The organism is Agromyces sp. NPDC057679 (genome assembly GCF_042799635.1).
Lineage (GTDB): Bacteria > Actinomycetota > Actinomycetes > Actinomycetales > Microbacteriaceae > Agromyces.
The window spans coordinates 250,752-272,361 of record NZ_JBHVIK010000005.1 but is presented as its reverse complement, the minus strand read 5'-3'; the positions used below and the strand labels follow the sequence as shown (position 1 = coordinate 272,361).

The 21,610-nt window shown below is 69.9% G+C and carries 18 protein-coding genes and 2 tRNA genes; 6 read left to right on the top strand and 14 right to left on the bottom strand.

Features of this window, described 5'->3' with window-relative positions; all coding sequences use genetic code 11:
* Positions 1 to 58: 58 nt before the first annotated feature.
* The 5 genes from ACFVAJ_RS20730 to ACFVAJ_RS20710 all read right to left on the bottom strand — a co-directional run bounded on the left by ACFVAJ_RS20730 (position 59) and on the right by ACFVAJ_RS20710 (position 6,105).
* Positions 59 to 1,351, bottom strand: coding sequence for a CDP-glycerol glycerophosphotransferase family protein (locus tag ACFVAJ_RS20730; protein WP_376947574.1), 1,293 nt, complete (start codon positions 1,349 to 1,351; stop codon positions 59 to 61).
* An 85-nt stretch (positions 1,352 to 1,436) separates the two neighbouring features.
* Positions 1,437 to 2,282, bottom strand: coding sequence for a glycosyltransferase family 2 protein (locus ACFVAJ_RS20725; RefSeq protein WP_376947825.1), 846 nt, complete (start codon positions 2,280 to 2,282; stop codon positions 1,437 to 1,439).
* Positions 2,283 to 2,322: 40 nt separating this feature from the next.
* Positions 2,323 to 3,135, bottom strand: coding sequence for a CDP-alcohol phosphatidyltransferase family protein (locus tag ACFVAJ_RS20720; protein WP_376947572.1), 813 nt, complete (start codon positions 3,133 to 3,135; stop codon positions 2,323 to 2,325).
* Between the two features lie 5 nt (positions 3,136 to 3,140).
* Positions 3,141 to 4,196: a glycosyltransferase family 2 protein gene (locus ACFVAJ_RS20715; RefSeq protein ID WP_376947570.1), complete on the bottom strand. Its 1,056-nt coding sequence runs from the start codon at positions 4,194 to 4,196 to the stop codon at positions 3,141 to 3,143.
* A gap of 130 nt (positions 4,197 to 4,326) precedes the next feature.
* On the bottom strand, positions 4,327 to 6,105 hold the full coding sequence (locus ACFVAJ_RS20710; RefSeq protein ID WP_376947568.1) for a S1C family serine protease: 1,779 nt from the start codon (positions 6,103 to 6,105) through the stop codon (positions 4,327 to 4,329).
* Positions 6,106 to 6,383: 278 nt separating this feature from the next.
* Between ACFVAJ_RS20710 and ACFVAJ_RS20705 the strand changes: the two genes are divergently transcribed.
* Positions 6,384 to 7,643 (top strand): aminotransferase class I/II-fold pyridoxal phosphate-dependent enzyme, encoded by a 1,260-nt coding sequence (locus tag ACFVAJ_RS20705; RefSeq protein WP_376947566.1) that lies wholly within the window; start codon positions 6,384 to 6,386, stop codon positions 7,641 to 7,643.
* 27 nt (positions 7,644 to 7,670) lie between these two features.
* Here the strand turns inward: ACFVAJ_RS20705 and ACFVAJ_RS20700 are convergent, their stop codons facing one another.
* Both ACFVAJ_RS20700 and ACFVAJ_RS20695 read right to left on the bottom strand, forming a co-directional pair.
* Positions 7,671 to 8,534 (bottom strand): carbon-nitrogen hydrolase family protein, encoded by an 864-nt coding sequence (locus ACFVAJ_RS20700; RefSeq protein WP_376947564.1) that lies wholly within the window; start codon positions 8,532 to 8,534, stop codon positions 7,671 to 7,673.
* Between the two features lie 140 nt (positions 8,535 to 8,674).
* Positions 8,675 to 8,920 (bottom strand): hypothetical protein, encoded by a 246-nt coding sequence (locus ACFVAJ_RS20695; protein WP_376947562.1) that lies wholly within the window; start codon positions 8,918 to 8,920, stop codon positions 8,675 to 8,677.
* Positions 8,921 to 9,022: 102 nt separating this feature from the next.
* Between ACFVAJ_RS20695 and ACFVAJ_RS20690 the strand changes: the two genes are divergently transcribed.
* The 4 genes from ACFVAJ_RS20690 to ACFVAJ_RS20675 all read left to right on the top strand — a co-directional run bounded on the left by ACFVAJ_RS20690 (position 9,023) and on the right by ACFVAJ_RS20675 (position 12,514).
* On the top strand, positions 9,023 to 9,655 hold the full coding sequence (locus ACFVAJ_RS20690) for a TetR family transcriptional regulator (protein ID WP_376947560.1): 633 nt from the start codon (positions 9,023 to 9,025) through the stop codon (positions 9,653 to 9,655).
* A 124-nt stretch (positions 9,656 to 9,779) separates the two neighbouring features.
* Positions 9,780 to 10,721 carry a type II CAAX prenyl endopeptidase Rce1 family protein gene (locus ACFVAJ_RS20685; protein ID WP_376947558.1) on the top strand — a complete coding sequence of 314 codons (942 nt, stop codon included), beginning with the start codon at positions 9,780 to 9,782 and terminating at the stop codon, positions 10,719 to 10,721.
* A gap of 77 nt (positions 10,722 to 10,798) precedes the next feature.
* Positions 10,799 to 11,737 carry a CPBP family intramembrane glutamic endopeptidase gene (locus tag ACFVAJ_RS20680; protein ID WP_376947556.1) on the top strand — a complete coding sequence of 313 codons (939 nt, stop codon included), beginning with the start codon at positions 10,799 to 10,801 and terminating at the stop codon, positions 11,735 to 11,737.
* Positions 11,738 to 11,740: 3 nt separating this feature from the next.
* Positions 11,741 to 12,514, top strand: coding sequence for a CPBP family intramembrane glutamic endopeptidase (locus ACFVAJ_RS20675; protein ID WP_376947554.1), 774 nt, complete (start codon positions 11,741 to 11,743; stop codon positions 12,512 to 12,514).
* Between the two features lie 149 nt (positions 12,515 to 12,663).
* Here the strand turns inward: ACFVAJ_RS20675 and ACFVAJ_RS20670 are convergent, their stop codons facing one another.
* The 5 genes from ACFVAJ_RS20670 to ACFVAJ_RS20650 all read right to left on the bottom strand — a co-directional run bounded on the left by ACFVAJ_RS20670 (position 12,664) and on the right by ACFVAJ_RS20650 (position 16,071).
* Positions 12,664 to 13,086 (bottom strand): hypothetical protein, encoded by a 423-nt coding sequence (locus ACFVAJ_RS20670; protein WP_376947552.1) that lies wholly within the window; start codon positions 13,084 to 13,086, stop codon positions 12,664 to 12,666.
* 89 nt (positions 13,087 to 13,175) lie between these two features.
* Complete coding sequence (locus tag ACFVAJ_RS20665) at positions 13,176 to 14,879, bottom strand: alpha/beta hydrolase (RefSeq protein WP_376947550.1); 1,704 nt, start codon at positions 14,877 to 14,879, stop codon at positions 13,176 to 13,178.
* Complete coding sequence (locus ACFVAJ_RS20660; protein WP_376947548.1) at positions 14,879 to 15,142, bottom strand: hypothetical protein; 264 nt, start codon at positions 15,140 to 15,142, stop codon at positions 14,879 to 14,881. The genes ACFVAJ_RS20665 and ACFVAJ_RS20660 overlap by 1 nt, the downstream gene beginning before the upstream one ends.
* A 604-nt stretch (positions 15,143 to 15,746) precedes the next feature.
* Positions 15,747 to 15,820: transfer RNA gene (locus ACFVAJ_RS20655), tRNA-Met, on the bottom strand.
* Between the two features lie 177 nt (positions 15,821 to 15,997).
* Positions 15,998 to 16,071, bottom strand: a tRNA-Met gene (locus tag ACFVAJ_RS20650).
* A gap of 283 nt (positions 16,072 to 16,354) precedes the next feature.
* On the opposite strand from ACFVAJ_RS20650, the gene ACFVAJ_RS20645 reads away from it, so the two are divergent.
* Entirely contained in the window at positions 16,355 to 17,707 is a 1,353-nt protein-coding gene (locus ACFVAJ_RS20645) for a glycoside hydrolase family 18 protein (protein ID WP_376947546.1), read from the top strand.
* Between the two features lie 83 nt (positions 17,708 to 17,790).
* Here ACFVAJ_RS20645 and ACFVAJ_RS20640 read toward each other — a convergent pair whose 3' ends face one another.
* On the bottom strand, positions 17,791 to 18,651 hold the full coding sequence (locus tag ACFVAJ_RS20640; RefSeq protein WP_376947544.1) for a class I SAM-dependent methyltransferase: 861 nt from the start codon (positions 18,649 to 18,651) through the stop codon (positions 17,791 to 17,793).
* Positions 18,648 to 21,599 carry a UPF0182 family protein gene (locus tag ACFVAJ_RS20635; RefSeq protein WP_376947542.1) on the bottom strand — a complete coding sequence of 984 codons (2,952 nt, stop codon included), beginning with the start codon at positions 21,597 to 21,599 and terminating at the stop codon, positions 18,648 to 18,650. The genes ACFVAJ_RS20640 and ACFVAJ_RS20635 overlap by 4 nt, the downstream gene beginning before the upstream one ends.
* Positions 21,600 to 21,610 lie beyond the last annotated feature (11 nt).

Genomic DNA, 21,610 nt, shown 5'->3' with positions numbered 1-21,610 from the left:
GCCGATGCGGCCGCGCACTGCGCGAGCCGTGGGCCGTGCGCCGTGCGCCGATCAGTCGCTAGACGAGCTCCTCGTCGTCGGTCTCGCCCGTCTCGTCGTGGTCGTCGATCTCGCCGTCGCCGGCGTGCAGCGCCGCGAAACGGTCCCACTCGGCCATGAGATGGTCGATCGCCGCATGGAAGCGCGCCGTCGTGACGCCCGGCGTCGTGTCGCCGAAGTACCGCTCGACCCAGTAGCCCAGCCGGGCGAGCGCCTCGGCGTCGTGCGCGACCTCGTCGACCCGGGCGACGAGCGCCTCACCGTCTCCGGCGACGAGCCACTCGCAGGCCTGCAGGTAGCCGCCCGTGTCGATCTGCGCCTCGGGCGTCACCGGGCGCGTGATGAGCAGCGGCTTGCCCGCGGCGAGCCGGTCGTAGACCATCGCCGAGATGTCGACGATCGCGACGTCGGCTGCGGCGAGCTGCCACCCGAGTTTCGGGCCGTCGTCGAAGACGTGCTGCGCACCCGGGTCGGCGGCGTTCGCCTGCTCGATCGCCTGGATGATGCGCTTGTTCGCGGCGGCGTACGCCTCGTCGACGACGCCCGAGCGCGGGTGCGGCCGGTAGATGACCCGGTGCCGCCCGGTCGCGAGCAGTCCCTCGACGAGCGCCACGCCGTGCGAGGCGATCGAGCCGTACGCCGCCGCCGCGCGGTCGCCCTCCCAGGTCGGCGCGTACAGCACGACCTCGCGCTCGTCGGGCGTGTACGGCAGCGGAGTGCCGTCGAGATAGTGGTCGGCCTGCGGACGCCCGATCGGGATCGCCCGCTTGTCGAAGTCGTAGTCCCACAGCACCCTGTCGAGCCGGGCACGTGCCGCGTCGCCCGCGATCAGGGCGTAGTCGTACGCCTTGAACTGGTTCGTGGTCATGTACATCTTGTCGGACTCGCCGTGGTTGATGAACACGTGCCAGCGGCGCCCGTAGCGCATCATCTGGAAGTTCTTCGCGTTCTGGTTCACGTAGAGGATGACGTGGAGGTCCTGCTCGTGGATCACCCGTTCGAGGTCGGCGACGCGACGCACGTACGCGACCGGCAGCGGCGACTCGTCGAGCAGCTTCAGTGCGGCGCCCGACGCCCGGGTGAGCACCAGCACGGGGTGCGTCTCGGCGAGTTCGGCGAGCGGCGCGTACCACTGCCGCAGCTGGTACAGGTTGACCTTGCCGTCGGCGAAGTACACGCCGATCTTGAAACGGTGCGGCTCGAGCGGCGCCCGCTCGGCGAGCTTCGCCTTCAGCGCGCGCTGCGCACGCCGCGACCACATGATGTCCTTGGCGAGCTTCACTGCGCGTCGCGCGTCTTTCCTCAATCCCACCGTCCAAGGGTAGCGAGGTCTGACTGAACGGATGCCGCAGGGCGGGCGCCCGCCCGAAGCGATCGACGATCGTGACGAACGGCGGTCAGACGACCGGGGGGCGCCCCGCACGGGTCATCCGCCAGACGGTGCGCCACCGCATCGGACGACGCTCGCCGGGCGACTCGCGCCACCCGGCCCGCCAGCCCCCGAACCAGGCCCTGAGCGCGGCGGGCTGCCGCGCCCAGCGCAGCACCTGGATCGCCGTCCACGAGCCGACGTAGAACGGTACGAACAGCGCCGGCAGGTTGCGACGGGCGAGCCACACCCGGTTGCGGGCGTTCAGGCGGAAGTAGTACGAGTGCCGCGCGGGGTCGATGACGGGGTGCGCGGCCTCGAGCGATCCCTCGTACCAGGCGATGCGACCCGTGTCCCACACGCGCCAGGCGAGCTCGATGCCCTCGTGCGCGTAGAAGAACGGGTCGGCCCAGCCCCCGGCCTCGTCGAACGCCTCGCGCGGCATCAGCACCGCGCCCTCCCAGCACGAGAAGACCGGGCTCGAGTGCGCGGGGTCGCCCTTGCGGATGCGCGGGATCCAGCGGCGGGGCGACGTGAGGCCCGTCGGATCGACGACGCGCGGCTGGACGAGCCCGAGCTCGGGGCGCCCATGGAGCAGGCGGACGCCGTCGGCGAGGAACGTGCTGCTCGGCAGGAACGCGTCGTCGTCGAGGAAGAACAGCACCTCTCCCGAGACGTCGGGCACGCCCGCGTTGCGGCCCGCGGGGATGCCGAGGTTCTCGGGCAGATGACGGGTGCGGACCCCCGCGGGCAGCGGGGGCTCGGCGGTCGCCGGGTCCCAGCCGTTGCCGACGACCACGACGTCGGTCTCGACGCCCTGCTGCGCGAGCACGCTGCGGATGCCCCGCACGAGCTCGTCGGGGCGCTTGCCCATCGTGAGCACGACCACGCCGACGCGCGGAGCGGGGCTCACCTCAGGATCGGACACGACGGGACGCCATGATCGCGACGAAGTGCCCGATCACGGCCAGCACGGCGAGCGGGAGGAGGACGGCGACGACGACGCGGTCGACGAGCGGCTGCCCCGCGACGAGCCCGACGAGGGCGGCGGCGAAGGCGATGAGCGTGAGCTCGACCGAGTGGTACAGCCGGTGGAACGGCAGGAACCGGGCCGCCTTGCGCAGCTTCGCGACGAGGCCGCCGCGCGGCGCGGTCTCGCCGTGCGTGTCGGCGAGCTTCGCGAGGCCGGCGTTCGCACGGGCGACGTGCACCATGTCGTTGAGCGCCTTGTTGAGCACGATCACGAGGGCGAGCAGCGCGCCGATCGTCGTCCAGAGGAAGTCGGCGGGGAACTCGAGCGGGTACGCGGCCGCACGGAGGCCGAGCGCGAGCGGGATCAGCGCCTCGGTCGTGTAGTGCCCGACCTTGTCGAGGAAGACGCCGGCCGGCGAGGAGGTGCGCCGCCAGCGGGCGACCTCGCCGTCGCAGCAGTCGACCAGCATCTGCAGCTGGCCCAGCACGACCGCGAGGAGCGCGCCCCAGATGCCCGGGATGAGGAGCGCGGCGGCCGTCGACCAGCCGACGAGGATCATGAGCCCCGTGACCCCGTTGGCCGAGATCGGCGTCTTCAGGAGCAGCCACGTCAGGTAGATCGAGAACCGGCGCAGGTACAGCGACGCGGTCCAGTGCTCGGCGTTGCGGCGACCCCGCACCTCGGGCGGCTGGGCGACGGCGCGCAGCTCGGCGATGCTCGCCGGCCGCACCGTCACCGGTCGGGCGTCAGACATCGTGCTCACCTTCCCGTGTGACGTGCGATGTTGCTGGTCAGCGAGAGATAGCCGAGCACGAAGCCGATGCCCCACGTGACATGTATGCACGGCAACACTACGAGAAACCATGCGGCCGTGCTCGCACCGCGCCCGCGTGCGGCCGAGAACGTCGCCACCGCGACGAAGAGCAGGTAGACGAGCGGCGCGACGAAGCCGAGGAGGAGCCACGGCGTCGCGCCGAGCAGCGCCTGCACGATGCCGCCGAGCCCGAGCAGGAGGCCGAGCGTCACGCCGACGACCATCGCGGGCGGGATGAAGTAGCGGATGCCGTTCGACGCGGGGAACCGCCGGGCGAGCTCGCCCCGCCAGAGCCCGGTCGAGAACATCTGCCGGGCGAGCCGGGCGACGCTCGATCGCGGGCGGTAGGTCACCGCGAGCTCGGGCGTGAACCAGACGGTGCCGCCCGTCTCGCGCAGGCGCCGGTTGAGCTCCCAATCCTGGCCGCGCTTGATCGACTCGTCGAAGAGGCCGACGCGTTCGAGCGCCTCGCGCCGGAACACGCCCAGGTAGACCGTCTCGGCGGGCCCCTCGGCGCCGCCGATGTGGAACGCGGAGCCGCCGAGTCCGACCTTCGTCGTGTACGCGAGCGCGACGGCACGTTCGAACGGCGTCTCGCCGCGGGCGTCCATGATGCCGCCGACGTTGTCGGCGCCCGTGCGCTCGAGCGTCTCGACGGCGATGCGCGCGTAGTCGTGCGGCAGCATCGAGTGCGAGTCGACGCGCACGACGACCGGGTAGCGCGCGGCGCGGATGCCGATGTTGAGCCCGGCTGGGGTCGACCCGACCGCGTTCTCGAGCACGTGGACGCGCTCGTCGCGCGACGCGAGATCGGTGACGAGCTCGTTCGTGCCGTCGATCGACGGGCCGAGCGCGATGAGCACCTCGACGGGACCCGAATAGTCTTGCGCGAGGATCGACTCGACCGCCTGGCGCACGTGCGCGACGTCGTTGAGCACGGGCATGACGTACGACACGCCGACGAGCGACGACGGGGTCGTCTCGGGGTGGTGCTCGGGCATGTTCCTCACTCGCGCTCGGGTCGATCGAGCCTAGCAGCCGTGCCCGCGCGGGCGGCATTCGCGGAGACGCCGAACGGGGCCGGATCGCATTCGATCCGGCCCCGCCTCGTGGCATCCGTGCCGTTCAGGCTCAGCCCTCGTAGGTGTCGAGGGTGACCTCGACCGTCTGGGTCTCGCCGTCGCGGATGACCGTCAGCTCGGCCTTCTCGCCGCCCGCGAGTGCTCGCACCTGCGCGGTGAGGTCGGTCTGGTCGGTGATCGGCAGGCCGTTGAACTCGGTGACGACGTCGCCGGCTTCGAGCCCGGCCTTCTCGGCCGCGCCGCCGGGGGTGACCTCGGTGATGAGCGCGCCGACGGTGGTGCTCTTCTCGTCGGCCTCGGCCGAGGTGACCGTCGCGCCGAGCAGGCCGTGCGAAGCCGAGCCGTCCTCGATGATCTCCTTGGCGATGCGCTCGGCGAGGTTCGACGGCACGGCGAAGCCGACGCCGATGTTGCCCGCCTCGGCCGACTCGCCGGCCGAGAGGATCGCGACGTTCACGCCGATGAGCTTGCCCTGGGCGTCGAGCAGCGCGCCGCCCGAGTTGCCGGGGTTGATCGCCGCGTCGGTCTGGATGACCGGCAGCGAGACGCGTCCGGCGTTCGCGCTGGGCTGCTGGGCCTGGCCGCCGCCCTCCTCGGGGATGTCGAAGAAGAAGTCGAACGGGCTGTCGCCCTCGCCCTGCTGGCCGCTGTCGCCCTCGCCCGATCCCTCGTCGCCCTCGGCGTCGTCGGGGGTAGCGGGCGCCGCCGAGGAGGCGACGTCGATCGAGCGGTTGAGCGCGCTCACGATGCCGTTCGTCACGGTGCCCGAGAGGCCGAGCGGTGCGCCGATCGCGATCGCGGTGTCGCCGACGTTGAGCTCGTCGGAGTCGGCGAACTCGAGCGGCGTGAGGCCCGACGCGTCGACGAGCTTGATGACCGCGAGGTCGGAGAGCGGGTCGGTGCCGACGAGCTCGGCCTCGTAGAGGTGGCCGTCGTTCGTCTTCACCTGGATGGTCGGGTCGCCGGTCGCGCCGTCGAGGGTCACCACGTGGGTGTTCGTCAGCACGTAGCCGTCCTCGGAGAGGATGATGCCCGAACCGGTGCCGGCGCCCTCGTTGCCCGCGACCGAGATGGTCACGACGCTCGGGCTCGCCTTCGCGGCGACGGCGGTGACGGCGGTCACCTGGTCGGTGTCGTTCACGACGATGTTCTGCGCGGTGCCCGAGCTCGAGGTCGAGGTCGCGTTCTGGTTGTTCGAGACGAGGGCCGTGATGCCCGCACCCGAGGCGCCGCCGATGAGGGCGGCCGCGACGATCGCGGCGGCGACGCCGAGGCCGACGCGGCGCGGCTTCTGGGCCGGCGCGGCGGATGCCTCGGGGCCGGTGCCGTAGGGCGGCACGCCCGCGAGCGGGGTGGTCGGCTGGGTCGCGCCGGGCTGCGGGCCGCCGAAGGCCGGCGGGACCTGCCCGGGGACCGGCACGGTGGGCGCCGTCGCGGGGGCGGGTGCCTGCGCCTGCTTGGTGTACTGCGGGGCGTGGTACGGCTGCGGGGCCTGGCCCGGCTCGTACACGGTGCCGGTCGCGGCCGGAGCCGCAGGAGCGGCAGGAGCCTCGGCGGCGGGAGCCTCGGCGGCGGGAGCCGCAGCATCGGGAGTTGCCGCCGCGGGGGTCGCTGCGGCCGGAGCCGGGGCAGCGGGTGCGGCGGTGGTCGCGGGTGCGGCCGGGGCCGCAGCCTCGGGCGCCTCGGCGATGGTCTCGGTGGTGGCCGTTTCGGCGGCAGTGCTCGCGGCGGCGGTCGTCTCGGTGGTGCTGGCCTCGGGAGCCGTGGGCTCCGCGGTGACCTCGGCTTCGCGGGCCTCGCCCTGTGCGCCGTCAGTCGTGTCGGTCATGTCTGCTCCTTCCAAAGCGATGCCAGCATCCCGCGCCAAGCTGTGTCTCGGATCGGCGGAGTCTATGACGTTGCTATCACCGAGCAGTGATTCGCCCGAACACCACGATCCGGGCGGCGACGCCCTGCGTCAGCGTACCGTCCGGGCCTTCGCGTACGGTGTGAGCATGAGCGACTTCTCCCCCGCTCCGGGACTCAGCCCATCGCAGCGTACGGTGTGAGCATGAGCGACTTCTCCCCCGCTCCGGGGTTCAGCCCATCGCAGCGTACGGTGTGAGCATGAGCGACTTCTCCCCCGCGTCGGGCCTCAGTCCGTGGCAGCGCACGGCCGCTGGAGCGGGCCTGCTCGGCGACGACGGACGGGTCGCGGCGACGATCTTCGCCGAGATGAGCGCCCTCGCGACGCGCACGGGTGCGATCAACCTCGGACAGGGCTTCCCCGACGAGGACGGCCCAGCCGAGGTGCTCGAGGCGGCTCGCGCCGCGATCGCCGAGGGCGTGAACCAGTACCCGCCCGGGCTCGGCCACACGGTGCTCCGCGAGGCGATCGCCGCCCACCAGGCGCACTGGTACGGGCTCGCGTTCGACGCGGCATCCGAGGTGCTCGTGACGGCGGGCGCGACCGAGGCGCTCGCCGCGACGGTGCTCGCCTTCGTCGACGCCGGCGACGAGGTCGTCACGTTCGAGCCCTACTACGACGCCTACGCGGCGCTCATCGCCCGGGCGGGCGGCGTGCACCGCACCGTGCCCCTGCACTGGACGGCCGACGAGCAGGGCGACGACGCAGCATCCTGGCAGGTCGACCTCGACGAGCTCGGCCGGGCGATCACCGACCGCACACGACTCGTCATCGTCAACTCGCCGCACAACCCGACCGGTGCGGTCTTCGCCGACGAGGTGCTCGCGACGATCGTCGAGCTCGCCGAGCGCCACGACGCGCTCATCGTGACCGACGAGGTCTACGAGCACCTCGCGTTCGACGCGCCCCACCGGCCGATCGCGACACTGCCGGGCGCGCGCGAACGCACGATCTCGATCTCCTCGGGCGGCAAGACCTTCTCGACCACCGGCTGGAAGGTGGGCTGGCTCACCGCCCCGGCACCGCTCGTCACCGCCGTGCTCGCCGTCAAGCAGTACCTCACCTATGTCAACGGCGCGCCGTTCCAGCCGGCGATCGCGACCGGCCTGGGCCTGCCCGACGCGTTCTTCACCGGCGCGGCCGCGACCCTCGCCGCGAAACGCGACGTGCTCACCGCAGGGCTCGTCGAGGCCGGGTTCGCCGTCGCACGCCCGCAGGCGGGCTACTTCGTCGTCGCGGATGCCACGCCGCTCGGCTTCTCCGACGCGGCCGAGCTGTGCCGGCGGCTGCCCGAGCTCGCGGGGGTCGTCGGCGTGCCGGTGTCGGCGTTCGTGCACGCCGACCGGCACGACGCCTACCGCAGCCTCGTGCGCTTCGCGTTCTGCAAGCGCATGCCCGTGCTCGAGGAGGCGTCGGCGCGCCTCGCGGCGCTCGGCGCTGGAGCTCGGCCGGTCGAGTAGCGACGCGTCTCGAGACGGGATCGGCCCTCAGCGCCGCACGACCCCGTAGCGACGCAACGAGAGCGCGGGGTTCGTGCGCCGCACCGCCGCGATCCGCTCGCGCGAGACCCACGCGACCGCGATGTCGGGCTGCTCGCCGAGCGCCGCGAGCTCGACCCCCATCGGATCGACGACGAGGCTGCGCCCGACCGCGACCGGCGGCGTCTGGTCGGCCGCGGCGAGGTAGACCGTGTTCTCGATCGCACGCGCCAGCGCGAGCGTGCGCCAGTGGTGCTCCTTCAGCGGGCCGCGCACCCACTCGGCGGGCACGAGCACGAGGTCGGCGCCGGCATCCACGATGACCCGGGTGACCTCGGGGAACCGCAGGTCGTAGCAGGTCTGCATGCCGACCGAGACGCCGTCGACTGTGAAGATCTCGGGCTCGTCGAGCCCGCCCGCGACGACCCGGTCCGACTCGCGCTGGCCGAACGCGTCGTACAGGTGCTGCTTGCGGTAGCGGGCGACGAGACGCCCGCCGTCGTCGAGGGCGACGAGGGTGTTCGAGAAGCGCGCCACGTCGCCCGGGATCCGCTCGAGCACGCCCGCGACGAGATACACGCCGAGCTCGCCGGCGAGCGCACCGAGCGCGCGCACGAAGCCGCCGTCGAGCGGCTCGGCCGCGTCGGCCATCTCCTGCCCGAGCTCGGGCGTGAAGAACATCGAGTACTCGGGGAACACGACGAGCCGTGCACCGCGCCCCACTGCGAGGCGGGCGAGTCGTTCGATCTCGCCGAGGTTCTCCGCGGCATCCGCCCGCGGTGCGAACTGCGCGATCGCGATCGCGAGGTCGTCGCCGTCGGATGCCTCGCCGCCCCGCGTCTCGCCCCTGACGCCCTCTTCACCGTCTGCCATGCCACCAGCGTAGGCCGCCGTGCCGGTCTGCGCTCCGAGCGCGGCGACCGGGAGCACGGCCGTGGTCGAACCGCCTCCCGTCGGAGCCGATCCCAGACACCGCCCGTGGACGTCGGGGCTTCCCGCCACCGCGGCGCGCGTCACAGCTCCTGACCGAAGAGCGCGGCGATCCGCCGCTGCCAGGCCACGAGCACCCGAGGGGGTCGAGCCGGCGCATGAGTGCGGGTTCGGCTCGTCGAACGACGCTCGAGCGTGCCGGCCTGCGCCGTTCGCCCATGGCGGTTCGCGCCCTGGTGGCCGGTCGATCGCTCCGCGTGGGCGGGAACGCCGGGGACTCGGTGGGTCACCTCGTGCAGGGTGTCGGTGAGCGGTTGCGTGGCGGCCATCGTCGGAGTTCCTTCCTGTCTCTATCACTGATAGTGCAGGGACTCTATCACTGATCGAGGGCCAATTCTCGATCGTTGATAGAGTGACCGCGGAGGTGCGTCATGGCGTTGGACCGGCAGCGGATCGTCGCCGAGGCGATCGCATTGCTCGATGCCGACGGACTGGACGGCGTGACCTTGCGCAAGCTCGCCGCCCGGCTCGGCGTGCAGCAGCCGACGCTCTACTGGCACCTGCCCAACAAGGCCGCGCTGATCACCGCGATCGCCGACGCCATCCTCGAGGAGCAGTTTCCCGAGATGCTGCCGCCGGGGCCCGATGAGCCATGGCCGGAGTGGCTGGTCGGCCTGGCCGTGCGGCTGCGCAGCGCCCTCCTGGCCCATCCCGATGGCGCGCGGATCATCTCGACCTCGCAGCTCTCCCTGAGAATGGCCGCGATCTCCGAACTCGCGATCAGCACGCTCGTGGATCGTGACGTCCCCCTGCGGCAGGCCCGCCTGATCGTCCTGACCGTCGAGCACTTCACCGTGGGGCACGTGCTCGAGGAGCAGACCGGCCGCGCCGCAGCCGGCTCGGTGGAGGACTTCGACCTCGAGGCCTTCACCAGAGCACACCCGACCGTCGTCGCCGGCATCGCCGAGTACTTCGAGGACGGCCGCACACCCGACGACCTCTTCCGCGACTGCCTCGGCGTGATCATCGGCGGCGCGGCGGCGGCCGCCGGCCGCACGGTCTGAGCGACAGGCCGCTCGGGGTTCGACGCAGACACTCGCAACCGCCGTCGGGCGTGTTCGGCTGAGGTGCGACGCACCGGTCCAATAGCGTGGGGCCTGATACTCGGTGACAGCTTGGGGGAGCTCGATGTCAGTACGAAGCACGCCGTTCGTCCAGGACGGGGCAACCGGTCGCCGCGTGACGCCGTGGTGGCTCGCCTACCTCTTGGTCTTCCTGGTGCTCATCATCGGCGTGCAGGCGGGCGTCCTGGCGATCTTCGCCGCCACCTGGCCCGTCGAGCACGGCTCGCCCGAGGCGCAGCTGCAGGACATGATCTCGTTCGCCGCCGCCGGCCTCGCCCTCGTACTCTGGGTGGTGCTGTTCGAGCGGCGGCGCGTCCGCACCCTCGGGTTCCGCCGCCCGGGGCGCGGCATCCTGACCCTCGTCGCCGGCTTCGTCGCCGGGATCGTCCTCCTGTCGATCCCCGCGCTCTTCCTCTGGTCGATCGGCGCCTACGAGTCCGTCGACGCCCCCGAGGGCGCCTCGTCGGGCTGGAACGCGCTCCCGCTCCTCATACTGCTCGCCCTCACCTTCGTCGTGCAGGGCGGTACCGAGGAGTTGCTGACCCGCGGGTTCCTGCTGCAGAACGGCGGGCTGAAGTTCCCTGGATGGCTCGCGGTCTTGCTGCCCGCACTGCTGTTCACGCTCATCCACGGTGTGCTCGTGCACCCGCTGCCCTTCGCGATGATCTTCCTCTTCGCGCTGTTCGCCTCGTTCGTCGTGCTGCGCCAGGGCGCACTCTGGATCGCGATCGGCGTGCACGCCGGCTGGAACTTCGCGATGGGCAATCTCTACGGGATCCCGGTGAGCGGCCTGCCGCCGCTGTCGACCTCGGCGGTCTACCTGCAGCCGGTCGCCGATGCGCCCGACTGGCTCACCGGCGGCGACTTCGGCACCGAGGCCAGCGTGCCCGCGGTGATCGTGCTGCTCGTCGCGGCCGCCGTCGCCTTCGTCGTCTTCCGGCGCTGGGACGCGCGTCGCGAGGCAGGTCTCCCCGAGACCGAACCGGCATCCGCCGAACTCGCCTGACTGCGCCTCGATCCCGCCCCGACGCGGTGCCGTTCGGCGCTCCCCCATTCCGCCAATCTCGAACCGGAGGTCAGACCTTGACGATCCGCAACACTCCCTACGTGCAGGACGCCGCGGCCGGAAAGCGCGTGACCCGATGGTGGCTGTCGTACCCCCTCGTCTTCATCGTCCTGGTCTTCGTCGTCCAGTTCGGCCTGATGGGCGTGTTCGAACTCGCCCTGCACCCGGAGCCCGGTTCGCCCGAGGCGCAGTGGCTCGAGATCCCCGCGAACCTGATCCCCTCGATCCTCCTGATCCTCTGGGTCGTGCTCTACGAACGCCGGCACGTGAAGACCCTCGGGTTCCGCCGCCCGGGGCGCGGCATCCTGCTGCTCCTGCTCGGCATCCCGATCGGCGCCCTCATGATCTCCGTCCCGATCCTGTTCCTCTGGGCGACCGGGAGCTACCGGCTCGTCGACCCGCCCGCCGGAGCGATCAGCGGCGGGTCCGCCGTGCTGCTCGTGCTCGCCCTCGTGCTCACCCACGTCGTGCAGGGCGGCAACGAGGAGATCCTGATCCGCGGCTTCCTGATGCAGAATTCTGGCCTGCAGATGCCCGGCTGGCTCGCCGTCGTGCTCCCCGCACTCCTGTTCACCCTCATGCACGGCGTGCTCACCAAGCCGCTCGGCTTCACGACGATCATGGCCTACGCGATCTTCGCCGCCTTCATCGTGCTGTGGCAGAACTCGCTGTGGCTCATCATCGGCATCCACGGCGGTTGGAACTGGGGCGAGGGCAACGTGTGGGGTGTGCAGGTTGACGGCATCAACGTGCAGACCACCGGCCTCATCTTCCTCGAGCCCGTCGAAGGTGCACCCGTCTGGGTCACGGGCGGTGGGTTCGGCCCCGAGGGCAGTGTGGTCGGCGCCGTCGCGCTAATCCTCTTCGCGGGCATCGCCTACCTGCTCTACCGACGCAGTTCCCGTCGCGCTCAGACCGAAGCAGGCCTCACGGCGCCCCGCGTCGAGCAGGCCTGACGGATGGACATCGCGCTGATCTTCATCGGGATCGGCTTCGGCGTCTTCGCCGTCGTCTGGTACCGGCGCCATGACCGGCCCGTCTGGCGCAGCCTCGGCATCACGGCGAACCGCTGGAGCGCCCTCGACGTCCTCGTCGGCCTGGTGATCCCGCTCGCCGTGATCGGCCTCGTCTTCGTCGCCGAACTCGCGCTCGGCGCGATCGAGGTCTCGGCCGGCGCCGAGGACTGGTCGGGGCTCGGCGGCGCGCTCGGCCAGATCGTCGGCTACGCGCTCTTCGAAGAGGTGCTGTTCCGCGTGCTCCTGCTCAGCGGCCTCGTGATCCTCTTCCGCAACGTCGCCGCAGGCCGCTGGATCTCCGTCGCGATCGTCGCGGCGGCGTTCGGGGCCGTGCACCTCACGAACCCGAACGCCACGCTGATCGGCGCGTTCGGCACCGCGCTCGGCGGCGTGATCTACGGCATCGCGTTCCTCGCGACGCGGGCGATCTGGCTGCCGGTCGCGCTGCACGTCTCGTGGAACCTCAGCCAGTCGCTCTGGGGGTTCCCGGTGAGCGGCACCACGGGATGGCCCGGCTGGGTCACCTCGACGTCGGTCGGCGACGAGCTCCTCAACGGCGGTGCCTACGGCCCCGAGGGCGGACTCCCGGGGATGCTCGCACGCGTCGTGATCGCCGCACTCGTGCTCGTCTACGTCAAGCTGCTCTGGCCCACGGGCAGCGTCACCCGACTCGAGTTCGCACCAGACCCGGTGAAGCACCTCGCGAACGTCGCCTGAGCACCGCGCCTCCGGATCGGAACGACGTGCTCAACGCGCCGACGTGGCACATCACGCAATCGCCTCGAATGGATGACTCGGAGACGAGTCGGACCGATCACGGCAACGAGCTCAACCTGTCCGGGCATCGTTTCGGCCGGCCACCGATCTCACTCGAGCAGGGTGGGGTCTTCGAGATAGTCGTAGTACTTCTCGTCGTCGGGGTCGCCCGGCTCGCAGCTGCTGCCACCATCGAGTGTGGTGGCATTCGTGTTCATTCCGAAGAGCAGGTGCGAACGGCGATCGTTCTGCGCGGCGACCTCGATGCCGAGCTCACCCTCGTCCGAGATCGTCGACTCGTAACCGTGCTCCTTCCAGAGGGCGGCCACGCGCTCAGCGACCTCGGCGATCGCGGCGGAATCCGTTTCGCCTTCGCCGAATCGCTGCAACCGGAACTGGACGCCGGTGCCGCCGCTGACGGGCTCGCACGCGCGTGGGACCGGGCTGTCGTGGTTCTCCCAGCTTCCGCCGATGAGGGTCTCGGTCTCATCGAACAGCGCAGCGAGCTCGGCTTCGGCTTCTTCCGGGGTCATCTCTGAAGGTCCTGTTCCGCAGCCGGTGAGGATGAGGGCGAGCGCGATTGCGCCGAGCCGAGGGAGTCGTCTCATGTCTGTGGGTCTCCCTAGTGTCCGGCCGCAGAGGCGGGCACGATGTACTTGTCTTCCGTGGCGAGTTCGCCGCGGCCGAGATTGATCAGGGCGAGATTTCGGATGGTTTCGCTTCCTGGCACGAGGTATTCGTTGTGCCCCTTCGTGTCGGGGAATGTGGACTCGGTGATCGGGTCGACATCCCCGCCGTTGGTGTCGTATCTCTGGACGCCGAGCCATTCTCCGGGATCCTGTCGGCCGCTCAAGAGGCGGCCGATCGTTGCCAGGTCGTCATCGACGGCCTGGCCGACGTACACCACGCCGTCGGGCACGTTGAGTTCGTTCAGGTCGAGATCAGTGAGTCCGGCGGAGCCGTACATCGAGAACGAGTCGACTTCGACTCCTGTCTTCGTCAGGGCGAGCGCGGCGGTCGTTGTGCCATAGGAGTGCGCGTTCACATTCAGTGTCTTCTCGGCACCGACGGTTGCGTCGTACGCGCGAAGTTCCGCGGCGAGCAGCTCGGCTCCGCGCTCCGCATGGTCAGCCGCGAGGACGGTAGCCGCGTCCGGGGACGAGTACCCGATCCACGCGACGACCGCTGTGGTGCCGGTCATTCCGAGACGGCGCGCGAACGCATCTTCGTCTTCCTTCAGCGTCAGCGCTTCGTCCACGCGGAGGGTCATGTCGGTCGTGGAGGAGAACATTCCCGATACCTGGAAGGTCGTGTTCGTTGCGGTGTCGAGGTTGCCGATGGCGATCGCGGCGAGCGGCGTGGGGAGCGCGTCCACGTCGAGGGAGATCAGTTGTGCCGGGCTGGCTGTGGTTCCGAGTGCGAGCGCCTTCCTGACGTCGCGAAGTGCCTCGTACTCGTCAGCCTTCCGAGGGTTGCCTGCGAGCCGGCTGATCGCTCGATCGAGATTGACGCGATTCGCCAAGTCCCGCATTCGGTACGGCACGCCGCCGAGGTTGCCGATGACGGCCGGCATTCCGTTGATGAACGCTCGCTTCGCCGCCGGCGCGAGACTCGCCCACCACGCGGCCACATCGTCGGGACGAGCTTGGAGCAGCTTGTCGGCAAGCTCGGGATGCAACTCGAGGAGCACGGCGAGGTCGGTCGGCGACATCGTCGCGAGTTCCTCGAGCAGACCTGCCGCCGAAGATGAGGCGATTGCGAGGTCGTCGACCCGTGCGACACCCGCGGCACGATCGCCGAGATGCAACACGAGCGTGGCGTCAGCGGTGCGCCGCGCGGCGATGAGCTCCTGCCACTCGATCTCGACGTCGGCCAAGCCTGCTTCGGCGTCCTCGATGCGTCGCTCGTACTCGGACCGTTTCGCCTCGTGCGCGCCTGTCGATTGCGTGTTCCCGGCCCGGACCATGAAGTTCCCCAACACATATCCGGCCGCGAAGCGCTCACCGTCGAGTTCGTCCCGGCGGCCTCGCAACAGTTGTTCGGTGTGCTGCAGTTCTTCGAGGGTGTCGGCGTACTGGTTCAGGTGTTCGGCGTGGTGCCCCAGCCCCCGGCTGAGTCGTTCGAGGTCTGGGCGCGCTCCAGCGGTCAGCGCGAGGAACTTCTCCCGCGCGTTGCCCTTCCAGTGGGCTTCTGAAGCCTCGGCCACCGCGTTCCCGAGGTGCGTGAGCGCCCCGCTGACATCGTCGGCGGCGGCTTGCCGCGCACGCGCCACAGCACGGATACGGTCGAGATTCGCGTTCGAGGGATTCTCGTCGGTCCAGCCCATCAGCTCGCCCGGCCGAACGCACGATCCTGCGCGGCGAACTGCTCTGCGACCTCGACCGGACGCGACCCCAACTCCCGGAGCACGCCCCAGAGCACCTCCGCGAGGGCTGCCTGCACCCGGGCAGCGTCCGCAAGCGCTTCTTCGGCGACCGGTGAGCTCAGGCCTGCATCGCCGGGTACCCGGACATTGCCCGCGAACGACAACGCCTCCGCAGCGTCGTACAGCTGAGCGGAGATCTCCGCGAGCCGCTTCTCATCGATCAAGAGGTCAGCCACAATCCCCCATTCGTCGTCAACCGAAACTGAGAGTAGCCGATCCGGAAGCACCGGCCACAGTCGTGATGCTGAGCTGTGGAAACTGATCTGCCCGCGCGCCCATTGCCCAGACGGCGTCCGGTCGACACCCGGCTCGAGAGCCGGCGGCCACGCACGTCATTCCCATCCCGACTCGAACGCAGCACCATCGACGATCAAGCCCCCAGCCGATCCTGATTTCCCGAGACCGCAATCACGGGCCCACATGATGTATGTCCGGTTGGAGCGAGAAGGTTCCGAATCGGCGAGTGGATCAACGTCGACGCCCGCCCCCGTCGCGCCTCGTCGCGCTCGGTTCGCGACTGGTCGTGGCCGCGTCCAGTGTCGAACGCATGCCTACCCGGGACGCGAAGGGGTCCGCGCCATCAGCCGACCGCATGGCGATTCGACGAGCCGCCCGAGCCGTTCTCGAATGCCTTGACGCGCTTCGCTGAGCGCAACCGAGAGCCGGAACACGCACAGACAGCAAGAGGCCGGTACCGAATCTCTTCGGTACCGGCCTCTTCAGCGCAATCCGTCACGAATCGGAATCCGATTCTCGACGTGCGCTTCGTTGCGGGGGCAGGATTTGAACCTACGACCTCTGGGTTATGAGCCCAGCGAGCTACCGAGCTGCTCCACCCCGCGTCACAAGGAAGAGTCTACACGGCATCGGGGGCCGCTCGAACCGGACGGCGCTCCAGGGCGTCAGGGGCGAGGGCCGCGTCGGGAATCTCGCGCGCACGCGTCGCATGGCGGCGCCGTCTCGGGGCAAGACAAAAGGCTCCTGATCAAGTGAAATACCTGATCAGGAGCCTTTCTTTGTTGCGGGGGCAGGATTTGAACCTACGACCTCTGGGTTATGAGCCCAGCGAGCTACCGAGCTGCTCCACCCCGCGGCACAAGAGAAAACATTAGCACGGGATGCCGCCTCGGTCCAATCGAACCCCTCGTCAGACCTGCCGGCGGTCGCAACCGAACCTCGCCCGACGATCGACCCGCCGAACGTGCACCATGTGCACACTCCCGCGATTCCGTTGGAGATCTCCACAGCGAGCGACGGGCTTCACCCGTGGCATCCGCGAACCTTTGTTAAGACTCTTTCCTTTCGGTCGCCGGGCTTGGTACCGTCACGCAACCGCCGTGACCGCGGCGGCCGGGACCACGATCGATGAGGATTCCATGTCACCACTCCCCCTGCTCCGCGGGGCGGCCGTCGCCGTCGCCGCCACCGCGCTCATCGCCACCGCGGCGACCGCGCCCGCCGCCGCCCATCCGCACCGTCAGCCCGAGGGCCCGAGCGAGATCAACGGCTACCGCAGCGTCGGCTACCTGATGGCCGACACCCCGATCACCCGCGACTTCCAGATCGCCGACCTGCTGAAGAACGGCGCCATCGAAGACGTCACGCACATCAACTACGCCTTCGGCAACGTCACCGAGAACCTCGTCTGCGAGATCACCGACGTTCCGGGCGAGGGCGACGCGTACAACGACTATCTCCGCCTCGTCTCACCGCAGGACTCGGTCGACGGCAAGCGCGACCAGAAGAACAAGCACCAGCGCCTCGCCGGCAACTTCAACCAGCTGAAGAAGCTGAAGCAGGCGAGCCTCGACACGAAGGTGCTCATCTCGCTCGGCGGCTGGACCTGGTCCGACCACTTCTCGGCCGCAGCGGCGACCGCCGAGAGCCGCGAGAAGCTCGTCACCTCGTGCCTCGACATCTACCTCAAGGGCAACCTGCCGAAGGTCGGCAACCTCGGCGGCACGGGCGTGGCAGCCGGCGTCTTCGACGGCATCGACGTCGACTGGGAGTGGCCGGTCAACGGCGGCGAGACCTCGAACGCGAGCCCCGCCGACCGCGAGAACTTCCTCGCGCTGATGGAGGAGTTCCGCCGCCAGCTCGACGAGTACGGCGCCGAGACCGGTGAGGACTACCTGCTCACAGCATTCGCCCCCGCCGGCGGCTGGAACACGAACGCCGGCGGATGGACCGACCCGCGCCTGTTCGAAGTCGTCGACTTCCTGAACATCCAGGGCTACGACTACGCCGGCGGATGGACCGGCAACACGGGCCACCAGGGCAACCTCCACCCCGACGGGGCGAACAACTGGGGCCTCGCGCTCGACAACGCCGTCGGCCTCTACACCGCCGCCGGAGCCCGGCCCGATCAGCTGAACATCGGGATCCCGGCGTACGGCCAGGGCTGGACGAACGTCACCGTCGGCGACCGTGCCGTCTGGACGGCCGACCCGACCGTGACCTCCATCGGCACGAAGCCCTACTACGAGATCCGCTCGATCGGCACGGGCTACTACGACCCCGCGATCGGCGCCTCCTGGCGCTACGACGCGAAGACCGGCCAGTGGTGGAGCCTCGACGACCCGAAGTCGGTGAAGCAGAAGGCCGAGTGGCTCGCGTCGCAGGGCTTCGGCGGCGCGATGTGGTGGGACCTCTCGGGCGACTACCGCAACGAGCTCGGCAGCACGCTCGGCGACACGCTGCGCGCGGCCGACGAGGGTCCGCTCGACTGACGCACCCCGAGAGCGGCGGATGCCTCGGAGCGGACTCGCTCCGAGGCATCCTGCCGTTCGGGGTCGTGTTCTCGAACGCGCCGCTACCCAGCCGACGGGTTGCGCGCGACGAGTTCGTACGAGAGCGGCAGCCAGCGTTCGGCCGGCCAGCCGTACATGCCCTCGCCGAGCTCGACCGTGGCGGGGAACACCTTCCACGGCACCGAGTAGTGCTCGGTGAACGTCTCGAGCTCGAGCCCCGCGTCGCGGAGCGCGCCGAGCACCTCGTCGATCGGGTGCGCCCACTCCCAGGTGCGGGCGTTCTCGAGGCGCGCCTCGGGGTCGGCGTAGTCGCCGGGATCGTCGAGGACCTCGGGCTCCTCGCTCTGGTAGGCGTAGCGGATCGACGGCAGGCCGTCGGGCCCGTCGTCGCCGTCGAAGACCATCGCGGTCGGATGCCCCTCCGCGAAGTAGAGGCGACCGCCGGGCTTCAGGTACCAGGCGACGATCCGCGCCCACTCGGCCACGTCGGGCAGCCAGTTGATGGTGCCCCACGTCACGAACACGAGGTCGAAGGACTCGGGCTCGGGCAGCATGTGCCGGGCGTCGTACACGTTCGCCTCGATGAAGCGGGCGCGATCGGCGACCCCGATCTCGGCGGCCATGCGCCGCGCCTCGTCCACGGCCGCGGGCGAGAAGTCGATGCCGATCACGCGCGCCCCGCGGTTCACGAGCGAGAGCGAGTCGGAGCCGAAATGGCACTGCAGGTGCAGCACGCGCACGCCCTCGAGCCCGTCGGGGAAGAGACGTTCGACGCCGGCGCGCGCGATCGGGTCGAGCACTCCCCCGCCCGCACGCAGCGGCGCCTGGTCGTAGAACGTGCTCGCGAGGTGCACGCCGACGCGCTCGTCCCAACCGGCGCGGTTGTCGTCGAGCCAGTCGCCGTCGCGCAGGTCGACGCTCATTCGCCGCCGGACTCGTCGGTGCCGCCCGTACCGCCCTCGGTGTCGTTGGTGAGCGCGATCATCTTCGAGATCGTCTCGGCGAGCTTCGCGTCGGCGGCGCCGTAGGCCACCCAGTCGCCCTCGGCGAGCGCGGCCTGCTTGTCCTTCAGGGCCTGCGCGGCCTGGTTCAGGAGCGCCTGCATCTCGTCGCTCGGCGCCTCGGGCGTGGTCGGCGAACCGCCCTCGCCCTCGCCTTCACCCGGAGTGGGCGTGGTGCCCGGCTCCACCTCGTTGTCGCCCGCCGACGCACCCGAGTCGCCGCCGAAGAGCACGTCGAGCGCCTGGTCGAGCGTGTCCTGGAAGGCGATCTGGTCGCCGAAGGCGACGAGCACCTTCTGCAGCAGCGGGTAGCTCGTGTCACCCGTCGACTTCACGTAGACCGGTTGCACGTAGAGCAGGCCGCCGCCGACCGGCACCGTGAGCAGGTTGCCGTTGATGACGTCGGATTGGCCCTGCTTCAGCAGGTTGAGCGACTGCGAGACGCTCGGATCGGAGTTGAACTTCGCCTGCACCTGGCCGGGACCGGGCACGTTGTCGTCTTCGGGAAGGGTGAGCAGCCTGAGCTTGCCGTACCCGTCCGACCGTTCGCCGTCCGCGGCTCCGGCGTCGGAGTCGACGGCGAGGTAGCCGCGCAGCACGTTGCGGCTCTCGTCCCCGCGCGCCTCGGGGATGAACGTCGAGTACAGCGAGTACGCGGGCGTGTCCTGCCCGGGCATCTGCATCGTCAGGTAGTACGGCGGCTGGAGGAGCGTCGTGTTGGCGCCCGCCGTCGGGTCCTTCGGCGTGGTCCAGGCGTCCTCGCGCGAGTAGAACGGGCTGGCCTCGGTCACGTGGTAGCGGCCGAGCACCGCGCGCTGCACCTTGAACAGGTCGGAGGGGTAGCGGACGTGGGCCATCAGCTCGCCCGACATCTTGCTCATCGGCTCGATCGTCGACGGGAAGATCTTCTGCCAGGTCTGGAGGATCGGGTCCTCGTCATCCCATGCATAGAGCGTCACCGTGCCGTCGTAGGCGTCGACCGTGGCCTTCACCGAGTTGCGGATGTAGTTGATCTCGTCGAACGCGAGCGCCGGGGCGAGCCCCTCGCTGTCGGCGATCGCCTCGCTCATGCTGACCTTGTTCGAGTACGGGTACTGGTCGGAGAGCGTGTAGCCGTCGACGATCCAGACGAGACGGTCGCCGACGATCGACGGGTAGGTCTCGGAGTCGAGGGTCAGGTACGGGGCGACCTTCTGCACGCGCTGGATCGGGTCGCGGTCGTAGAGGATCTGCGAGTCGTCGGTCACCTGGTCGGAGAGGAAGATCTGCTCGGACTGGAACTTCAGCGCGTAGACGAGCTTCGTGAAGATGTTGTCGAGCTTCGGCCCGCCGTCGCCCGAGAAGGTCGTCTGCGTCTGCTCCTCGTTGTCGCTGCCGGCCGGGTAGTCGAGCTCGATGGGCTCGCTGTCCTTCGGGGCGCCGACGATCGAGTACTGCGGCGAGTTCTCGCCGAAGTAGACGCGCGGTTCGAACTCGCCGAGCGAACCCGCCTGCGGGATGCCCGACTCGAGGAACACCGGCTGCCCGTCGACCGAGCGCTGGTTGCCGGCCGCGGCGACGAGGCCGTAGCCGTGCGTGTAGACGAGGTGCGAGTTGTACCAGGTCTCGGCATCGCCGAGGCCCGAGAGCTTGACGTCGCGCACCGCCACCACCGTGTCCTGGGTGGTGCCGTCGACCTCGTAGCGGTCGACGTCGAGCTGCTTCGGGAACTGGTAGTACTGGCGGAACTGCTCGAGCTGCTGGAACGCCGGCGAGATCACCAGCGGGTCCATCAGGCGGATGTTCGCGGTCGTCTCGGCATCGGAGCGGAGCGCGCCCGGCTCGGCGTCGGTCTTCGCCTCGAAGGGAATCTCCTCGACGTCGGCGACGCCGTACGCGTCGCGCGTGAGGTCGATGTTGCGCTGGATGAACGGCGCCTCGAGCGACTTCGCGTTCGGGTCGACCTGGAAGCGCTGCACCACCCACGGGTAGAGCGTGCCGATCAGCAGGCTCGTCACGATGAGGAGCGCCGTGCCGACGAGCGGCAGCCGCCAGCGGCCCATCACGGCGGTCACGAAGAAGAGGATCGCGACGACGACGGCGATGCCGGCGAGGATGCCGCGGCCGGGGATCGTGGCGTACACGTCGGTGTAGGCGGCGCCGGTGATCAGCGAGCTGTTCTCGGTGACCGTCGCGTACTGGTCGAGCCAGATGCTGATGCCCTGCAGCAGCAGGTAGAGGCCCGCGGTCACGGCGATCTGGATGCGCGCGGACTTCGAGATGACGACCTCGCGGCCGCTCACGCGGATCGCGCCGTAGAGATAGTTCGTCGCGACGACGAGGAGGACTGAGAGCAGCACGACCGCCGAGGCGAAGCCGACGACGCTGCGGTAGAACGGCAGCTCGAACACGAAGAAGCCGATGTCGAAGCCGAACTGCGGGTCGGTCTGGCCGAACGGCGTGCGGTTCAGCCACGCGAGCGTGACCTCCCAGCGGCTCGACGCCGAGACGCCGGCGAAGACGCCGAGCACGACGGGGATGCCGTACATCGCGAGCCGGCGCAGGGGCTCGAACACCTCCTGGTATCGGTCGAGCTGCGAGTTGAGCTTCGCGTAGACCGGGCGGGTGCGGTAGGCGATCTGGATCGAGCCCCAGATCGGCAGCGCCATCGCGAGGAACCCGATGAGGAACAGCGAGACCCGCGCGATCCACTCGGTGGTCAGCACCGAGAGGAATCCGAGTTGCTGGAACCACAGCACGTCGGTGTAGAGGCCCGCGAACACGAAGAACGCGATGACGAGGACGGCCACCACCCCGATCGTGATCGCGATCGGCGCGCGACGACGCGGGACCCTCGGTTCTTGCGGCTGTGCTGACACTCTCGGCCTCATGTTCGGTCGGG